This window comes from Bradyrhizobium sp. JR3.5, assembly GCF_054057015.1.
The window spans coordinates 471,817-489,007 of the sequence record NZ_JBSRYV010000002.1; the positions used below are offsets into that span (position 1 = coordinate 471,817).

The following is a 17,191-nucleotide window of genomic DNA, read 5'->3' on the forward strand; positions in this document are numbered from 1 at the left end:
CCGCTAACGACCGCGCAATTTGCTTTGAGATCAATCGATTGCCCGCCATGCGGCGCGATATGCACTTTGTGCCAGTCTCGTCCCCAAGGCGCGCGGTCCTGACAAAACGACGTCCCGACCCATCAATTCCGTGCCGTGGTCCACGTTGCCTTCCCGGGCAAAACCGGCAAAAATCCCGCCCACGATTCCGCCGTGGGACGCATGGATATGGGCCAGCACCTGACGGTTCACAGCGGTGAGCTTGACGGCTTCGAGGGACTCCACGACGCCGTCAAAGGCTCGCATGTCGAGGTCATGCAGCTTGAGCGCGGCAAGCTGCGCGGGACGTTGTCCCATGTCGGGATCGGCGATTTTTCGCTCAGCATCGGCGCATTCAATGTCGGGGTCCGCACCCAGCGTACTTCGGCCGATGACAAGCTGATCATCGGAATGCTGCTGAACGCCACGGATCGCGTCACGCATTGGGCATTCGACATGCAGCCGGCCGACGTGCTGGTGATCCCTCCGTCAGTCGAGCATGACGGCGTCTTTCACAAGGCCTCGTCCTATGCCGCCATTCGCTTCGACATGGCCGATCTGCCCGACATCTTCGGCGGCGAGCCGCGGCTCGCCGATGCAGAAACATGGAGCGTCAAGAACCATTTTCGCGCTGACCGCACGATCGGCATGAGCGCGGCGAACAGGCTGCCGCAAATCATCGAGCATCTCGCGCGGTATCCGGACGCCTTGTCGGAGGCGTCGGCCGAATTCTGGAAACGTGCGATCATCGACTGCGTGACCGCGACGGTCGTCACGTCGATGCCGCCTGACGGAACCAGCTACCTGCCGTCGGCGATGAAGCTGGTGCGCGACGTCGAGGACTATCTGCACGCCGCGGGTGCTCGCCCGGTCCATGTCTCGGAAATCTGCACCGAGCTTCGGCTGTCGCGACGCAGCCTGCACCGCGCCTTCCACGAAGTGTTCGGCGTCGGCCCGGTGACGTTCCTGCGCTACAAGCGGCTCTGCATGATCCGTTCGATCCTGCGCGAAAGCACGCCGGAGCAGACCACCGTTTCCAAGGTTGCGATCGAACAGGGCTTCATCGAACTCGGGCGCTTCTCGCAATACTACCGCGCGATGTTCGGGGAGTACCCGTCGCAGACGCTCGGCTACGCCGGTTAGAACGATCCGGCGGCCTCACGCACATTCAAACCGCTGCGCGCGCAAGCTCATTTCGATCGTCCCGGATCGCCATTGCCGGACAGCACCTGCGCGGCGCCGCCGATGCCGCGCCGGAAGGCCTCATCGAAGGTGACGCCGCGAAACCGCCATGTGTAGTCCCTGCCGCGCCACGCCATCCGCCATTGCGTGGTCCAGCCGAGATCCTTGTCATCCCAGACCAGCTGTCCGACCAGAATGGCCTCGCCGCCCCGCGGCGCCACGACCGAACTCAGCTGTGTGGGCGGCATCTTCAGGAGCACGGCGGCCGTGACATTGGCGCTCGTCAGAGCGGCCGTCTCGGGCAGCACGAAGCGCATGCCGCGCTTGCCGGCCGCAGCCGCGAGTGCATCGCGCTGCAAATCGGACTGCGTCCCGTCCGATGTGACGATGTAATCCTTCGGGGCGTGCAGCATCTCGACGAAGACGCCGAGCGTCGGCCGCTGCGATCGCCACGGCTTGAGGCCGAGCTTGGCGAGAAGACCGTCGATCTTGTTCTGGTCGAAAGCCACCGTCAGGTCGTAAGGCCGATCGCGGGTGCCCTGCTCGTCATGATGCGGCTTGCCGGCATACTGGTCGTGATAGTCGAAACTGCTGACGAACTCCTTGGCCTTCGCTTTATATGCGGCAAGCCGGCGGTCGCTTGCCAGCATCGGCTGGCCGGAGACCTTGATCAGGACGTCCTCCAGACATGCACCGAAGCCGATGATGCGGTTCGGCTCGCCCTGGCCGGTGACGACGGTCTGCGCACGGTAGAGGTTGTCATCCGCCGCCGCCATCGCACCACTGCACCAGATCAATGCAGCGGCAAGCAGCACCCGGACCACACCACGCGCGAACGCGGCGATCGGATTGCGTTTCGTCTCAAGCAAGGCAGCCATGGTCACCTCCGCTCGGTCACGTCATCAACGGCACATTGGCGGTATTTTCTGGCAGCGCCAACATGTTCGGACATGGGCGCCATGCCATCGGCCGCAACGCGCGCTATGGCCACACGTGGCAGGCCTGACATATGCTCGGTGGATGCGCGGCGGCGCCAGGTGCGCCGCCCGTGATAACAAGCCCCGGCAGGAGACGTCCCGTGAAATGCTATGAGTTGCAAGGTCCCGGCGGCGTCGACGCGCTTGCGCTGGTCGACAAACCGGTTCCACAGGCCGGCCCCGGCGAGGTGCTGGTGCGGCTGAAGGCGGCGACGCTGAACTATCGCGACCTGCTCACGGTCAAGGGCGGCTACGGCTCGCGCCAGAAATTTCCGCTGGTGCCGGTCTCCGACGGCGCCGGTGTCATTGAGGCGGTCGGCGCCGGGGTCAGGAGTTTCGTACCCGGCGATCGGGTGATCGGCAGCTTCTTCGAAAGCTGGCTCGGCGGCGAGCCGAGCGAGGCGCGGATGCGCGCAGCACTCGGCGGCAGCGTCGACGGCGTGCTGACCGAATACCGGGTGTTCCCGGCGCACGCGCTGGTGCGCACGCCGGACCATCTCAGCAACATCGAGGCCGCGGCGTTGCCATGCGCCGGCCTCACGGCGTGGAGCGCGGTAGTCAAGCTCGGCGACATCAAGCCGGGACAGACCGTGCTGACCCAGGGCACCGGCGGCGTCTCGCTGTTTGCGCTGCAATTCGCCAAGATGTGCGGCGCCCGCGTCATCGCGACCTCTTCCAGCGACGCCAAGATCGTGCGGCTGAAGCAGCTCGGCGCCGATGTGACGCTCAACTACAAGACCACGCCCGACTGGGGCAAGAAGGCGCGCGAGCTGACCGGGCGCGGCGTCGATCTCGTCGTCGAGGTCGGCGGCGTCGGCACGCTGAACGAGTCGATCCGCGCGACGAAAATCGGCGGCACCATCGCCTTCATCGGTGTGCTCGCCGGTCCCGCCTCGTCCGACACCCGGCTGCCGCTGATGGTAATGCAGCAGCAAAGGCTGCAGGGCGTCACCGTGGGCTCGATCGAGGACCTGCAGGCGCTGTGCGACGGCATCAGCATGCACGGCGTCAAGCCCGTGATCGACAAGGTGTTCGCGTTCGACCAGGTCAAGGACGCGTTCGCCCACATGGCGAGCGGCGCGCATTTCGGCAAGATCGCGATTGCGATCGGCTGACTTGCACACCATCTCGCTCTATCGTCCCGTGAACTGGGCCTTGCGCTTTTCGACGAAGGCCTTGCGGCCTTCCAGCGCATCGGCACTTTCACGGATCACCATCTGCAGCTCGATTTCGCGGCGGAACTGATCGGCGTAGCTTGCGTGCTCGCTCTCCTCGAGCAGCTGTCGCGTCGCGACCAGCGCGCGCGTCGGGCCGTCGGCGAGGCGGCCGGCGAGCGCTTTCGCCTCGTCGAGCAGCCTTGCGTCGTCGACCACGTCGCGCACCAATCCCCACTCCTTGGCCCGCTCGGCCGACAACGGCTCGTTCAGCAGCATCAGGTCGAGCGCACGCTGGCGGCCGACCAGCCGCGGCAACAGCCAGGTCGAGCCGAGGTCGGGCACCAGGCCGATCCGGCTGAACACCTGGATGAAGCTCGCCGAGCGCGCGGCCAGGATGATGTCGCCGGACATCGCAAGGCTGAAGCCGCCGCCGGCCGCGACGCCGTTGACCGCGACCACCACCGGCATCCGGCACTCGCGCAAGGCCTGCATCGCCGGCCAGTAATGCTTCATCACGCCGGTATAGATGTTGTCGCCGAGCGAGTTGAACGCCTTGAGATTCTGCCCGGAGCAGAAGCCGCGTCCCTCCCCGGTCAGGATCAGCGCGCGGATGCCGGGATCGACGCCCATCTCGCCTATGGCGCGCGCGAGATCGCCGAGCAGTTCCGGCGTCATGGCGTTCAGGGTGGCGGGATCGTTCAGCGTCAGAATACCGACCTTGCCGTCCCGTTCACGCTTCACACTGCTCATTTTCCGCTCCCTGAAACCGGTTCTTGTTGCACTGACAGTGCCATGCTTGGCATGCTACGCCAACGTGACCCACCCGCAACAAGAACAGCGAAAGCAACGCCATGTCCGACCAGTTCTCCAACTCGCAAGTGATCCGCAAGCCGGCCGTCAGCGCCAAGGGCGGCATCGTCGCCGCGCAGGCGCGCAAGGCGGCCGAAGTCGGCGCGGAGGTATTGGCAGCGGGCGGCGACTGCGTCGACGCCGTGATTGCAACCACCTTTGCCCTCGGCGTGCTGGAGCCGTGGATGAGCGGCGTCGGCGGTGGCGGCGCGATGGTGCTGTATCGCGCCCAGGAGAACCGCGTCGAGGTGATCGACTACGGCATGCGCGCGCCGGACGGCCTGCGCCTGGAGGATTATCCGCTGACCGGCGGCGCCGCCTCCGACCTGTTCCCCTGGGCGCGGGTCAAGGACGACCGCAACCTGCACGGACCGGGCTCGATCGCGGTGCCCGGTGTCGTCGCCGGCATGGAAGAGGCACATCGCCGCCACGCCAAAATGCCGTGGAAGGACCTGCTCGCACCGAGCGTCAAGCTTGCCGGCGAAGGCCTGCTGGTGGAATAATTGGTGGACCACCGACATGATCGCAAGCTCGGCCGCGGATCTGCGGCGCTATCCGGCCAGCGCCGCGGCGTATCTGCTGGATGGCCTGCCGCCGAATGCGCAATGGGGCATCAAGTCGGTGGTCCGCATGCCGCAGGACAGGCTGAAGGCGACGATGGCGCAGCTTGCCGCAGCCGGGCCGCGCGACTTCTACGAGGGCGATCTGGCGCGCAGCATCGCCGACGATATCCAGGCCGGCGGCGGCGCGCTGTCGGTGCGCGATCTCGCCGCCTTCCGCGCCCATCTGCACGAGCCGCTCAGGATTCCCTATCGCGGCGGCACGGTCTACGCGACGCCGGAACTGACCGCGGGTCCGACCATGGCGCGCACGCTCGGCCTGCTGCAGAAGGCGTTCGCGCCCGCACAGGGCGGCCCGGATGCGGCCGCCTATACCGCCTACGCCGAGGCGCTGCAGGCCGCCTATCGCGAGCGGCTGAAGGACATGGGCGACGTCGACGGCCGCCGCGCGCTCGGCGCGGAGGCGATCGCCCCAAGCTGCACCACACATTTCTCCGCGGTCGACCGCCACGGCAACATGGCCGCGGTGACGCAGACGCTGCTGTCGACCTTCGGCTCCAAATTCGTGACGCCGAACACCGGCCTCACCATGAACAACGGCATCATGTGGTTCGATCCGACGCAAGGCGCACCGAACTCGCTCGCGCCCGGGAAGCGCTGCCTGACCAATTACACGCCCGTGGTGGTTGAGGCGGCCGACGGCCGCCGTCTTGCCGCCGGCGCGTCGGGGGGCCGCCGCATCCTGCCCGCGGTGTCGCAACTGCTCTCCTTCGTGATGGACTTCGGCATGGATCTCGACGCCGCGATCCACCAGCCGCGCATCGACGCCAGCGAAGGCAATGTGGTGATCGGCGATGTCCGCCTGTCGCAAGCCGTGCGTGAGGTGCTGCGCGGCAGCTTCGACTATGAGGAGGCACGCATCCAGACCCAGCCAAAGAAGTTCGCCTGCCCCAGCATCGTGCTGCGCGATGGCGCCACAAACAGCGGCGCCACCGAGCCGTTTCATCCGTGGAGCGATGCCATCGCGGAGGCGTGACGGCAGGGACGGTGCATCAAAGCTGTCGTCCCGGCGCCGATCAAAACGACTTGCAGTTGGTTGCAGACTCTCATGCAAAACAACCACGGTGTCATCACCCGCGAATGCGGGTGATCCAGTATTCCAGAGACGCCTGTGCATGAGCCGAGAGGCCGCGGCGTACTGGATCGCCCGGTCAAGCCGGGCGATGACAGTGTGAGTGGGGACGCAGCTTTCATTCTCGCGGCGTGATTGCCCGAGCTTTGCTCTTCGTTCCGCCCTCTCTCTCGCAGAGGGCGCAGGGAAAGCCGGGTGCCGATCGCACCCATGTGACGGGGGGCTTGCGCCGTCGGGCAACTTAGTGATTGGCACTTTCGTGATGGCGTCTCGCGTGCCGGCAAGCCGGAAACCCACGAGGCCACCGGGCATGGTCCGAGGTATCCGGAACGTGAACCGTGTTTCGGCAGCAGAGGACGATGGCGCGCCGAGGGACATTGCAGGACGCAAATGGGCTGATACATTTCGGCTGACAACGAACAATGGTGACCGGCTTGAGCGATGCAAGCGCAGACGTGCCGCCCGGTGCTCAGCTCCTGGGACGCGAATGGCTCGGCTTCGACGGCGAAATCGCCTCGATCCGCTTTGTGGCGCAACCCCTGTTCACCAACCGGCATGGAACGATTCAGGGTGGCTTCCTTGCCGCGATGCTGGATTCGGCGACCGGCCTCGGCGCCCTCGCTGTACTTCCGTCAACCAAGACCGTGGTGACCAGAACTCTCACCACGCGGTTTCTCAAGCCGGCGCGCGTCGGTCCGATCACGGCCAAGGCCAAGGTCGTCTCGCAGACCGACCGCGACATGATCGTCGAGGCCGATCTGATCGACGCTGACAATTTGACCGTTGCCAGCGCCACGGCCGAATTGCGGAATTCTGGACAAGCGATAGCCATGCGTTTTGCTCCCTTCGTGCTGTCAGCGCTGTTGCTGCTTGCGGTCTCGGCGGCGCAGGCGGCCGGGCTACGGCGCTTCGACGTTCCCGCGGGCCCCGACGGGCCTGCGATCAGAGGGGTGGTATGGCATCCCTGCGCCGAGCCCCCGCACGAGATCGACGCCCGCGGCGGCAGAACGTTCTTCGGCGTCAACGACTGCCCGATCGTGGGAGACAAGCTGCCGCTGATCGTGATATCGCATGGAAGGCGCGGCTGGCTCGGCGGCCATCATGACACGGCCGCAGCGCTTGCGGATGCCGGCTTCATCGTCGTGACGATCAATCATCCGACCGATACCGAGCGCGACATCAGCGGCACCGACAGCCTTGCCGTCATGGTCGAGCGGCCTGCCGACATCAAGCGCGCGATCGACTATGCACTCGGAGGCTGGCCAGATGCAGTTCGCATCGATGCCGGACGCATCGGTCTCTATGGTTTCTCCCTGGGGCGGTTATACGGGCCTCGCGGCGATTGGCGGTGAGCCCGATCTCCGCAAGGGCCTGCCGAACTGCCAGACGTCGAGCTTGCGGGCCTGCAAGGAGCTCGAAGGCGGAGAAAAGCCTAGCGGACCGGTCATCCACGATCTGCGGATCAAGGCCGCGATCATCGTCGATCCCTTTCCTGTGCTGTTCTTTGCCGCCGAGAATCTGAAAGCCGTGACGATCCCGATTCAATTGTGGAGCTCGGACCCCGCGCAGAATGGCGACGGTCTCTCCGGGTGCTGTGCGGCCGCGATCAACGACAGGCTTCCGTCCAGACCGGAATTTCACCTGGTGCAGGATGCGAAGCACTTTTCCTTCCTCGCGACCTGCACGCCCGCGGAGACAGCGAAGATGGTTGCCATCTGCACCGACGCGCCGGGCTTCGATCGCGTCGCCTTTCATCAACGCTTCCACGCCGCGGCCATCGCGTTCTTCAGAACGCAGCTTGGCGAGGCCGCGACGCGATAGCGCGTAGCTAGACCCCGAGCTTGTCCCTTACCCGGCCGGTCAGCACCGCCGTGGTGACGCCGACGCGCCAGAAGGCGTGCATCGGGATCGGCTTGATGCCGGTCACGGGCATGTCGATCTCGGCCTTGGGACCTCCGATCAGGCGGCGGGCGAGTTGCGCGCCCATCGCGGTCGAGAGCGCGACGCCGCGGCCGTTGCAGCCGAGCGAGATCAGCAAATTCTCCGCGGGCGCATGGACATGCGGATAGTAATCGGTGGTGATGGCGAGCCGGCTGTTCCAGCCGTGGGTCCAGCTGACGCCCTTGAGCTGCGGCCACAGCCGCTCGGCGTAGCGGATCAGATAGGCGACGTCGGTCGGCTTGCTGATCCAGCGCATCGGGCCACGGCCGCCCATCAGCAGGCGATTGTGCTGGTCGATGCGATAATAGACCGTGATATGGCCGCTCTCGTACAACACCGGACGCGTTGGCATGATCGCACGCGCGATCTCGTCGGACAGCGGCGCGGTCGCCGCGATCGAAGAGAACACCGGCACGATGGTGCGGCGGAGCGCGGGCCAGAGATCATCGGTAAAGCCATTGGTCGCGAGTAGCACCTTGTCGGCACGCACGACCGCGCGCGGGGTCTCGATCCGCCAGCTTCTGCCGTCACGGCGCAACGACAGCGCCGGCGTCTCGCCATGGACGGCGACGCCGGCACCGATCGCGGCGCGCGCCAGGCCGCGCGCGTAACTCAGCGGATGCAGATCGCCGCCGCGCGCATCCAGCATGGCGCAGAGGTAACGGTCGCTGCCGGTCATCTCGCGCATCTCGGCGGCATTGAGCAGCTTCACCGGCATGCCGCGCCGGATGCACTGCTTCGCCGTGGTCTCGATCGCGGTCGCGCTGGCTTCATTGTAGGCGGCACGTAGCGTGCCGTTCTGCCGCGCCTCGCAGGGAATCTGGTAGCGGCGGATCAGGTCATGCGTGAAGTTGGTGGTGCCGTAGGAGAACTCGATCATGCGGCGGCCGAGGTCGGCGCCGAAATCCTGTTCGATCTGATCGGGGTCGTGCTTCAGCCCGGGATTGGTCTGGCCGCCATTGTTGCCGGAGGCGCCCCAGCCCGGCTCCTGCGCCTCCAGCACGGTCGCGAGCACGCCCTGCTCGGCGAGATGCAACGCGGTCGACAGCCCGGTGAACCCGCCGCCGATGATCGCGACCGGCACGCTCTTGTCCGATGTCAGCGGCGGTGTCGGCGTCGCTTCCACCGCGGTGTCGGCGTAGAGGCTCGGTGGCAGCGGCAAGCGGGTAGAAGAGGTCATGTAGGATACCGAACTAGAATGGATGTTGTGCCGAACGGCGCGTCCGCGGACTCACTCACCTCTCCCGCTTGCGGGGGAGGTCGGATTGCATCGGAGATGCAATCCGGGTGGGGGATTTCTCCTCAATATGACTCGTGGCGAGACCCCCCGCCCCAGCCCTCCCCCGCAAGCGGGAGAGGGAGTGCAGTCCCGACGCGGAAGCGGCTTGCGCAAACGTCGTCATCGTCATCACAGCGGGTGCAGCACGCGGCGCAGGAAATCCTGGGTGCGCGGATGCTGTGGTTGGTTGAGGACGGATTTGGCGGCGCCCTGCTCGACGATGACGCCGCCGTCGATGAACAGCACGCGGTCGGCGACGTCGCGGGCAAAGCCCATTTCATGGGTGACGACGACCATGGTCATGCCGTCATCGGCGAGCTTGCGCATCACCGAGAGTACCTCGCCGACCAGTTCCGGATCGAGCGCCGAGGTCGGCTCGTCGAACAGGATCGCCTTCGGCTGCATCGCCAGCGCACGCGCGATCGCGACGCGCTGCTGCTGGCCGCCGGAGAGCTTTGGCGGATGCACCTCGGCCTTGTCGGCGAGGCCGACCTGCACGAGCAGCGCGCGGCCGCGCGCGATCGCCGCCTCGCGCGGCTCCTTCTTCACGTAGAGCGGCCCCTCGATGACGTTCTCGAGCGCGGTGCGATGCGGAAACAGGTTGAAACGCTGGAACACCATCGAGACCTGGGTGCGGATCGCCACGATCGAGCGGTCGCCCTGATCGACCCGCGCGCCTTCGACGCTGATCTCGCCGCGATCGTAGCTCTCGAGCCCGTTGATGCAGCGCAGGATGGTCGACTTTCCGGAACCAGACGGGCCGATGATGCAGACCACCTCGCTCTTGGCGACCGAGGCGGTGATGCCCTTCAGCACCTCGACCTTGCCAAAGCTCTTGTGGACGTCGTTGAGCTCGATCATTTGCGGTTCGCCTTGTTCTCGAAGTGCCGAACCAGCAGGATAAGCGGAATGCTCATGGTGAGGTACATCAGCGCCACCAGCGTGAACACGCTGGTGTTCTTGAAGGTCGAGGAAGCGATCAGCTTGCCCTGCAGCGCGAGCTCGGCGACGGTGATGGTGGAGGCCTGCGAGGAATCCTTCAGCATCATGATCATGATGTTGCCGTAGGGCGGCAGGATGATCCTGACCGCCTGCGGCAGCACCACGCGGCGCATGGTGAGCCACCAGCCCATCCCGATGGTCTGCGCCGCCTCGATCTGCCCCTTGTCGATCGCCTCGATGCCGGCGCGGAAGTTTTCCGCCTGATAGGCCGAATAGGCAATACCGAGCCCGATGATCGCGGCCTGCAACGCGGAGAGAGCGATGCCGAAATCGGGCATCACGAAATAGATATAGAACAGCAGCACGATGATCGGGATGCCGCGGATCACATTGATCAGCGCGGCGCTGAGGCCCGTGAGGATGCCGTTGCCGGACACCCGCATCAAGGCCCACACCAGCCCGAGCACGGTCGACAGCAACAGCGAGCCGATCGTGACGACGATGGTCAGCCAGACACCCTGCAACAGGATCGGCACGAACTCGACGGCGTCATGGAAGAATTTTTGCATCGGTAGAATGTATCCAGTCCCTCGAATACGTCCCCGTCATCCTGAGGAGCGGCGCCTTCGCCGCGTCTCGAAGGATGAATCGGCCCGGCTGGTGGCCGTCGACCCTTCGAGACGCGCTACGCGCTCCTCAGGGTGACGGGTCAACTGATCTCATCTAGCCCTGACGGAGTGAAGCAAGGCGCTCACGACGCGCCAGCCTTCTGGCCCCATTTCTCCAGGATCTTCGCGATCGTGCCGTTGGCCTTGAGCTTCGCCAGCGAGGCGTTGATCTTGCCGAGCAGCTCGGTGTCGCTCTTGCGGATGCCGATCGCGACCGTGCCGACGGTGACCGGCTTGTAGCCATCGACCAGCCGCACGTCGGCGAAATTGCCCTGCTGCAGATTGTAGGCGAGGATCGGATAGTCGGCGAAGCCGGCCTTGAGCCGGCCGGCATTCACGTCGCGCAGGATGTCGGGAATGGTGTCGTAGACCTTGACCTCGCTGAACAGCCCGGTCTTCTTCAGCGCGTCGACGAACGCCGTGCCGACCTGGGCGCCGACCACGGTGCCCTTCAGATCCTCCTGCGTGGCATAGGCCTTGGTGTCGGCCTTCGGCACCACGAGGCCCTCGCCATAGGTATAGACCGGCTCGGAGAAATCGATCACCTCCTTGCGCGCGGCGGTGGCGAACATCGCGGCCGCGATGATGTCGATCTTGTTTGCGGTCAGCGAGGGGATCAGCGCCGAGAACTGCATCGGCTCGATCTGCACGGAGAAGCCTGCATCCTTGCCGATCTCGGTGGCGAGATCGACCATGATGCCCTGGATCGAATTGGTCTTGGTGTCGAGGAAGGTGAAGGGGATGCCGGTCGGTGTCGAGCCGACCTTCAGCACCTGCTGCGCCCCTGACGGCGCGCTCAAGGCAAGGGCAAGCGCCGCGACCGCGGCATGGACGAGACGCTGAAAGGACATCGCAACACCTCCCGAAGCTGGCCTCGGCGCCGCATCGCCCTGCTTTTCGAGCTAGATGTTGCGGGCGACGCCGTTTCGGCCTATTTTCACCAATATGAAATTGTGGTCACGAAACCGCGGCCAATGCAAGCGGTTTTCATGCACATGAAGGAAGCGGATTGACGTGAGCGGCGGCAAGAGAATGCGCAAAGGCGCGGCAGCGCGGCCCGTGACGCCACGCCGCGCGGCCAAAAAGCCGGTCAAGAAGCCGGCCGAGCCGGCGATGGATCTCGCGGTCGGGCGCCGTATCCGCGACCTGCGCCGCACCAAGCAGATGTCGCTGGAGGTGGTCGCCGCGCGTACCGACCTGTCGATCGGCTTCATCAGTCAGATCGAGCGCGGCCTGTCGTCGCCCTCGCTGCGCGTGCTGGCGACGCTGGCCGACGTGCTCGGCGTCGGCATCGCCGCGCTGTTCGGCGCGACCCCCAAGGATGACGGCGCCAGCGGCGTCGTGACCCGCGAGGTGCAGCGCGCCGAGCTGAAACTGTGGCGCACCGGCATTTCAAAGCAGCTGCTCAGCCCCGCGGGCAGCGAGAGCCGGCTCAATCTCTTCCTGGTGCATCTCGAACCCGGCGGCAACACCGGCGACGAGAGTTCTACACCCATGACGGCGAAGAGGCCGGCCTCGTGCTATCAGGCGAGATGATTCTGACGGTCGACACCGAGACCTGGACGCTGAAGCAAGGCGACAGCTTCCGCTTCGCCAGCCGCCGCCCGCATCGGTTCTCCAATCCGGCGCGTGATGCCAACGCCGTGGTGCTGTGGGTGAATTGCGTGACGGCGGCGGGGTGAGGCCTCGCTGCCACCCTCCCCTGGAGGGGGAGGGTCGGATCGCGTTGAGCGCAGCGAAATGCGAGCCGGGGTGGGGTGATCTCTCCCCACGGGCAGCACACGCGTGGAGAGACCGTCACCCCACCCCGCTAAGCATCTTGCTTCGCGCGATGCTTATCGACCCTCCCCCTCCAGGGGAGGGTGAAGCACCTATCCCGCCAACCCCATCACCAATTCCTCGATCTTGATCGGGAAATTCCGCACGCGGGTGCCGGTGGCGTGGAAGACGGCGTTGGCGACCGCGCCAGCGCTGCCGGTGATGCCGATCTCGCCGACGCCCTTGATGCCGAGCGGGTTCACATGCGGATCATGCTCGTCGACCGTGATGACCTCCATCGGCGGCACATCGGCATTCACGGGCACATGATACTCGGCGAGGTTCGCATTCAGGATGCGGCCCGAACGATGGTCCATCACCGCCTCCTCGTGCAGCGCGAACGAGAGGCCCCAGATCATGCCGCCGTAGAGCTGGCTCTGCACCATCAGCGGATTGATGATGCGTCCGGCCGCGAACGCGCCGACCAGCCGCGTGGCGCGGATCTGGCCGAGCTCCGGATCGACCTTGACCTCGGCAAACACGGCGCCATGCGCATGCATCGCATATTGCGACTGCGCCGCCGCATCGGCCGCGCCGCTGCCGGTGGCGTCGACCTCGGCCAGGCCGGCGCGCGCCAGGATGTCGGCGTAGCTTTCGCTGCGCGCGTCATCGTCGCGGCGATGCAGCCGACCGGCCCGCGCCACCACGCCGGCGTTGCCGGCGCCGAACAGCGGCGAGCGCTCATCCGAGGTCGCAAGCTCGGCGAGCTTTGCGATCACGGCAGCACCGGCATTGTGGATCGCGGCGCCGACGGTTGCGGTATGCCCCGAACCGCCGGCAATGCCGGCATCGGGCAGATCGGAGCTGCCGGAGCGGAACGTCAGCTGATCGAAATCGAGACCGAGCGCGTCGGCCGAGATCTGCGCCAGCGCGGTCCAGGCGCCCTGCCCCATATCATGCGCGCCGGTCTCCATCACGCCCTTGCCATCGGCGCGGATCACCGCGCGCGCATTGCCCTGGAACATGATGGCCGGGAAGGTCGCGGTGCCGACGCCCCAGCCAACCAGAAAGCCGTTCTCGTCCCGCATCTGCTTGGGCTGCAACGGACGCCCCGCCCAGCCGAAGCGTTCGGCGGCTCTTGCATAGCACTGGCGCAGCGCCTTGGAGGAGAACGGCTTGCCGGTGGTCGGCTCGACCTCGGCGTAGTTCTTCAGCCGGAACTCCAGCGGATCGATGCCGCAAGCGAACGCCGCCTCGTCGATCGCGCTTTCCAGCACGATCGATCCGGTGGCCTCGCCCGGCGCGCGCATGAACAGCGGCGTGCCGGTGTCGACGCGCACCGCCTCGTGCGCGGTCCGGATCGCAGGGCTCGCATAGAGCGTGTGCGAGGCGTCGGCCGCGGGCTCGTAGAAATCGTCGAAGCTCGACGTCGTGACGCGCGCCTCATGATTGATCGCGGTCAGCTGGCCGGCATCGTCGGTGCCGATCCGGATGCGCTGGCGGGTCGGCGGACGATGGCCGACCGGCCCATACATCTGGCTGCGGCGCAGCACGAGCTTGACCGGACGGCCGATCAGCCTGGCGGCCATGATGCCGAGCACCTGCGGCCCGGAGATCAGCCCCTTGGAGCCGAAGCCGCCGCCGAGGAAAGGGCTGTTGATATGGATATTCGCCGGCGGAATGCCGAACAGCCCGGCGATGCGCATCTGGGCGAACCCCATACCCTGGCTCGGCGTGTCGATGAACAGGCGGTCGCCGTCCCACACCGCGACGATCGCATGCGGCTCCATCGCGTTGTGATACTGCGCCGGAGTCTCGTAGGTCGAATCGGTCAGTTTCGCAGCCGCGGTCATGCCGGCATCGATATCGCCGTGGCGGACTTCGGCGGGGTTGCCGATCCCGACTACCGGTGGCGCATAGGCCTCGCCGGCGTCGAGGCCGACGCGCGCGATCTCGACCTGGTAGCGCGGCGACAGCAGCGCCGCGCCTTCGGTCGCGGCTTCCAGCGTCTCGGCGATCACGACCGCGATCGCCTGGTTGGCGTAACGCACCTGGTCGCTCTGCAACAGCTCCATGCGGAAGGCGAACGGATTCCCCTTGGCGTCGGGGTCTTCGGCAAGTTCGGGCTTGTGCGCCGGCGTCATCACGTCGATGACGCCGGGATGGCGCTTGGCGGCGGCGACGTCGAGCGCGGTGACGCGGCCGCGCGCGATGCAGCTGGTCGCGATCACGGCATAGACCATGCCGGGCGGATGATTGTCAGCGGCATAGCGGGCCTTACCGGTGACCTTCAGCACGCCGTCGGTGCGGGTCATCGGCTGGCCGATGTTCGAGCCATGCCTGAGATGGGCGGGGTCGCGGGTCAGACTCAGTTCAACCGTCATGCGTTACGCTCCTGCAACGGATGAGAAGGGAGAGCCGGGCAGCGCGGCAATGCGGTCCGGCGTGCCTGCGGCAGCAAGGGTGAGCGCGCGCACGACGATACGCTGCGCGAGCTCGATCTTGAAGGCGTTGTCGCCTGACGGCTTTGCGCCAGCGAGCGCAGCGCGCGCCGCCTCGCGATAGACCGCCGCATCGGGCGCGGCGCCTGCGAGCACCTGCTCGGCCTCGCGCGCCCGCCACGGCTTGGCCGCAACGCCGCCGAGCGCGAGCCGCGCGTCGCGGATCCTGCCGTCTTCTATCCGCAAGGCCGCCGCAGCCGAGACCACGGCGAAGGCATAGGACGTGCGCTCGCGCACCTTGATGTAGCGGGCATGCCCGGCGAAGCCTTGCGCCTCGGCCGGCAGCCGGAGCGCGACGATCAGGTCGCCGCGCTCCAGCGCAGTCTCGCGCTCCGGCGTCTCGCCGGGCAGACGATGCAGCGCCTCGAGCGGCAGCTCGCGCCGGCCGCCCTTGCCCTCGATCTCGACGATTGCATCGAGCGCGACCAGCGGCACGCAGAAATCGGACGGATGGGTGGCGATGCAGCCCTCGCTCCAGCCGAGCACCGCGTGCAGGCGGTTCTCGCCCTTCAACGCGTCGCAGCCGGCGCCCGGCCAGCGCCGGTTGCAGGCGCTGCCGGCGTCGTAGAAATAGGCGCAGCGGGTCCGCTGCATCAGATTGCCGCCGACGGTCGCGGCATTGCGCAGCTGTGCTGATGCGCCCGATAGCAGCGCCTCGGCGACCGCAGGATAGTTGCGCGCGAACGCGGCGTCATGGGCGAGATCGGCGTTGCGCACCAGCGCGCCGATGCGCAAGCTGCCGTCGGAGAGATGCTCGATACGATCGAGCCCGGGCAGACGCGTGACATCGACGAGGCGACTCGGCCGGCTGACGCCGCCCTTCATCAGGTCGAGCAGGTTGGTACCGGAGGCGAGATAGCTCGCGCCCTTCTCGGAAGCCGCCGCGATCGCGTCCGCGACGCTGGCCGGCCTGACATAATCGAAATTCATCATGCGGAGCGCCTCTGCTTGCTGGCGGCCATGTTGGATTGTGCCTCGAGCACGGCTTCGGTGATCCCCCGATAGGCGCCGCAACGGCACAGATTGCCGCTCATGCATTCGCGCACGCGCTCCGGGTCGTCGCCGGCCTGCCCCTCCTGGATCAGGCCGATGCCGCTCATGATCTGGCCCGGGGTGCAGAAGCCGCACTGGAAGCCGTCATGGGCGATGAAGGCGGCCTGCACCGGATGCAGCTCGCCGCCGCGCCCGACGCCTTCGATGGTGGTGATCTCGGCGCCGTCGTGGCTGACGGCGAGCGCGAGGCAGGAATTGATGCGGCGGCCGTCGACCAGGATGGTGCACGCGCCGCACTGGCCGCGGTCGCATCCCTTCTTGGTTCCGGTGAGGTCGAGCCGCTCGCGCAACAGGTCGAGCAGCGTGACGCGGGGGTCGTCGAGGACAATGTCCCGTCGAACGCCGTTGATGGTGAGACTGAGTGGGAGATTCATGCAAGGCGCTCCGATCCGTGTATGGTCGGGTTGAATCGAGGCAACGCGAACCCGTGGCCGCCGATGCATGATCGGCGCGCCTTGTCAGGCCCGGTGCTGGTCGCCATATACGGAGGCATCCTCCGTTTACAAGGGAGGGTAAAAAGAAAAAGGAATGGCCGGGTCATCACCAGAAATTGTCCGCAAGCCGCGCGCCGACGCCGTGCGCAACCGCGAGCGCGTGCTGGAAGCGGCCAAGGCCGTGTTTTCGGCCGGCGGCAGCGAGGCGAGCCTCGAGGCGGTGGCGCGCCATGCCAGGCGTCGGCATCGGCACGCTGTATCGCCACTTCCCGACCCGCGAGGCGCTGTACGAGGCGGTCTATCGCCGCGAGGTCGAGCAGCTCGGCGATCTTGCCGAGCAGCTGCAATGCGCGCCCGAACCGGTCGAGGCGCTGCGGCGCTGGCTGCGCGCCAATGTGGAATTCGTCGCCACCAAGAAGGGCATGGTGGCAGCCCTTGCGCTGGTCGCGCACGGCTCGACCGAACTGCACGCCTATTCGTTCGATCGCCTGACCAAGGCGATCGGCACCCTGCTGGCGCGCGCGGTTGCAGCCGGCGCCATTCGCGACGACATCAGTGCCGAGGACGTGCTGCGTGCGCTGATCGGCATGTGCTACATGCACGACCAGCCGGGCTGGCAGACCACGACACTCAGGCTGTTGGATGTGTTCGTGGACGGACTGCGGCTGCAGCCGGCGGCCAAGGCGGCGTCCACGGCGAAACCCGCGAAGAAGAAGGCCGGCCGGCCGCGCTCGCCGTAG

Annotated in this window: 14 protein-coding genes and 3 pseudogenes; 8 read left to right on the plus strand and 9 right to left on the minus strand. The window is 66.5% G+C overall.

The features are described from left to right. The first annotated feature begins 207 nt into the window (after positions 1-207). Complete coding sequence (locus tag ACVWW1_RS18800) at positions 208-1,161, plus strand: helix-turn-helix domain-containing protein (protein WP_456660610.1); 954 nt, start codon at positions 208-210, stop codon at positions 1,159-1,161. A 47-nt stretch (positions 1,162-1,208) separates the two neighbouring features. Here ACVWW1_RS18800 and ACVWW1_RS18805 read toward each other — a convergent pair whose 3' ends face one another. Further along, positions 1,209-2,078: a DUF2066 domain-containing protein gene (locus ACVWW1_RS18805; protein ID WP_456656996.1), complete on the minus strand. Its 870-nt coding sequence runs from the start codon at positions 2,076-2,078 to the stop codon at positions 1,209-1,211. Between the two features lie 200 nt (positions 2,079-2,278). Between ACVWW1_RS18805 and ACVWW1_RS18810 the strand changes: the two genes are divergently transcribed. Further along, positions 2,279-3,292, plus strand: coding sequence for a zinc-dependent alcohol dehydrogenase family protein (locus ACVWW1_RS18810; protein WP_456656997.1), 1,014 nt, complete (start codon positions 2,279-2,281; stop codon positions 3,290-3,292). Positions 3,293-3,310: 18 nt separating this feature from the next. On the opposite strand, the gene ACVWW1_RS18815 is transcribed toward ACVWW1_RS18810, so the two are convergent. Next, on the minus strand, positions 3,311-4,084 hold the full coding sequence (locus tag ACVWW1_RS18815) for an enoyl-CoA hydratase-related protein (protein WP_456656998.1): 774 nt from the start codon (positions 4,082-4,084) through the stop codon (positions 3,311-3,313). Between the two features lie 101 nt (positions 4,085-4,185). Between ACVWW1_RS18815 and ACVWW1_RS18820 the strand changes: the two are divergent. From ACVWW1_RS18820 to ACVWW1_RS18830, 3 genes and pseudogenes are all read left to right on the plus strand, one after another. Then, positions 4,186-5,779, plus strand: a pseudogene (locus ACVWW1_RS18820) (gamma-glutamyltransferase family protein). A 530-nt stretch (positions 5,780-6,309) separates the two neighbouring features. Continuing rightward, a complete protein-coding gene (locus tag ACVWW1_RS18825; RefSeq protein ID WP_456656999.1) occupies positions 6,310-7,227 on the plus strand; it encodes a hotdog fold thioesterase in 918 nt (305 codons plus the stop codon). 142 nt (positions 7,228-7,369) lie between these two features. After that, on the plus strand, positions 7,370-7,696 hold the full coding sequence (locus tag ACVWW1_RS18830; RefSeq protein ID WP_456657000.1) for a hypothetical protein: 327 nt from the start codon (positions 7,370-7,372) through the stop codon (positions 7,694-7,696). A 7-nt stretch (positions 7,697-7,703) separates the two neighbouring features. Here ACVWW1_RS18830 and ACVWW1_RS18835 read toward each other — a convergent pair whose 3' ends face one another. The 4 genes from ACVWW1_RS18835 to ACVWW1_RS18850 all read right to left on the minus strand — a co-directional run bounded on the left by ACVWW1_RS18835 (position 7,704) and on the right by ACVWW1_RS18850 (position 11,556). After that, a complete protein-coding gene (locus ACVWW1_RS18835) occupies positions 7,704-8,996 on the minus strand; it encodes an NAD(P)/FAD-dependent oxidoreductase (RefSeq protein ID WP_456657001.1) in 1,293 nt (430 codons plus the stop codon). Between the two features lie 228 nt (positions 8,997-9,224). Next, the gene (locus ACVWW1_RS18840) at positions 9,225-9,956 is read right to left on the minus strand and encodes an amino acid ABC transporter ATP-binding protein (protein WP_456657002.1); all 732 of its coding nucleotides are present in this window, start codon (positions 9,954-9,956) and stop codon (positions 9,225-9,227) included. Continuing rightward, entirely contained in the window at positions 9,953-10,606 is a 654-nt protein-coding gene (locus ACVWW1_RS18845; protein WP_456657003.1) for an amino acid ABC transporter permease, read from the minus strand. Before ACVWW1_RS18845 ends, ACVWW1_RS18840 begins: the two co-directional genes overlap by 4 nt. A 182-nt stretch (positions 10,607-10,788) precedes the next feature. Beyond that, entirely contained in the window at positions 10,789-11,556 is a 768-nt protein-coding gene (locus ACVWW1_RS18850) for an ABC transporter substrate-binding protein (protein WP_456657004.1), read from the minus strand. On the opposite strand from ACVWW1_RS18850, the gene ACVWW1_RS18855 reads away from it, so the two are divergent. Next, positions 11,533-11,718, plus strand: a complete 186-nt coding sequence (locus tag ACVWW1_RS18855) for a hypothetical protein (RefSeq protein WP_456657005.1) — start codon at positions 11,533-11,535, stop codon at positions 11,716-11,718. The two genes, ACVWW1_RS18850 and ACVWW1_RS18855, sit on opposite strands and share 24 nt — an antisense overlap. A gap of 19 nt (positions 11,719-11,737) precedes the next feature. Then, positions 11,738-12,387 (plus strand): annotated as a pseudogene (locus ACVWW1_RS18860) (cupin domain-containing protein). 189 nt (positions 12,388-12,576) lie between these two features. On the opposite strand, the gene ACVWW1_RS18865 reads toward ACVWW1_RS18860, so the two are convergent. Genes ACVWW1_RS18865 through ACVWW1_RS18875 form a run of 3 tightly spaced genes read right to left on the minus strand, consistent with a single transcriptional unit; the run spans position 12,577 to position 16,391 of the window. Next, positions 12,577-14,847 carry a xanthine dehydrogenase family protein molybdopterin-binding subunit gene (locus tag ACVWW1_RS18865; RefSeq protein ID WP_456657006.1) on the minus strand — a complete coding sequence of 757 codons (2,271 nt, stop codon included), beginning with the start codon at positions 14,845-14,847 and terminating at the stop codon, positions 12,577-12,579. 3 nt (positions 14,848-14,850) lie between these two features. Then, entirely contained in the window at positions 14,851-15,897 is a 1,047-nt protein-coding gene (locus ACVWW1_RS18870; protein WP_456657007.1) for an FAD binding domain-containing protein, read from the minus strand. Continuing rightward, positions 15,894-16,391: a (2Fe-2S)-binding protein gene (locus ACVWW1_RS18875; RefSeq protein WP_456657008.1), complete on the minus strand. Its 498-nt coding sequence runs from the start codon at positions 16,389-16,391 to the stop codon at positions 15,894-15,896. Before ACVWW1_RS18875 ends, ACVWW1_RS18870 begins: the two co-directional genes overlap by 4 nt. A gap of 154 nt (positions 16,392-16,545) precedes the next feature. Between ACVWW1_RS18875 and ACVWW1_RS18880 the strand changes: the two are divergent. Beyond that, a pseudogene (locus ACVWW1_RS18880) lies at positions 16,546-17,191 on the plus strand (TetR/AcrR family transcriptional regulator).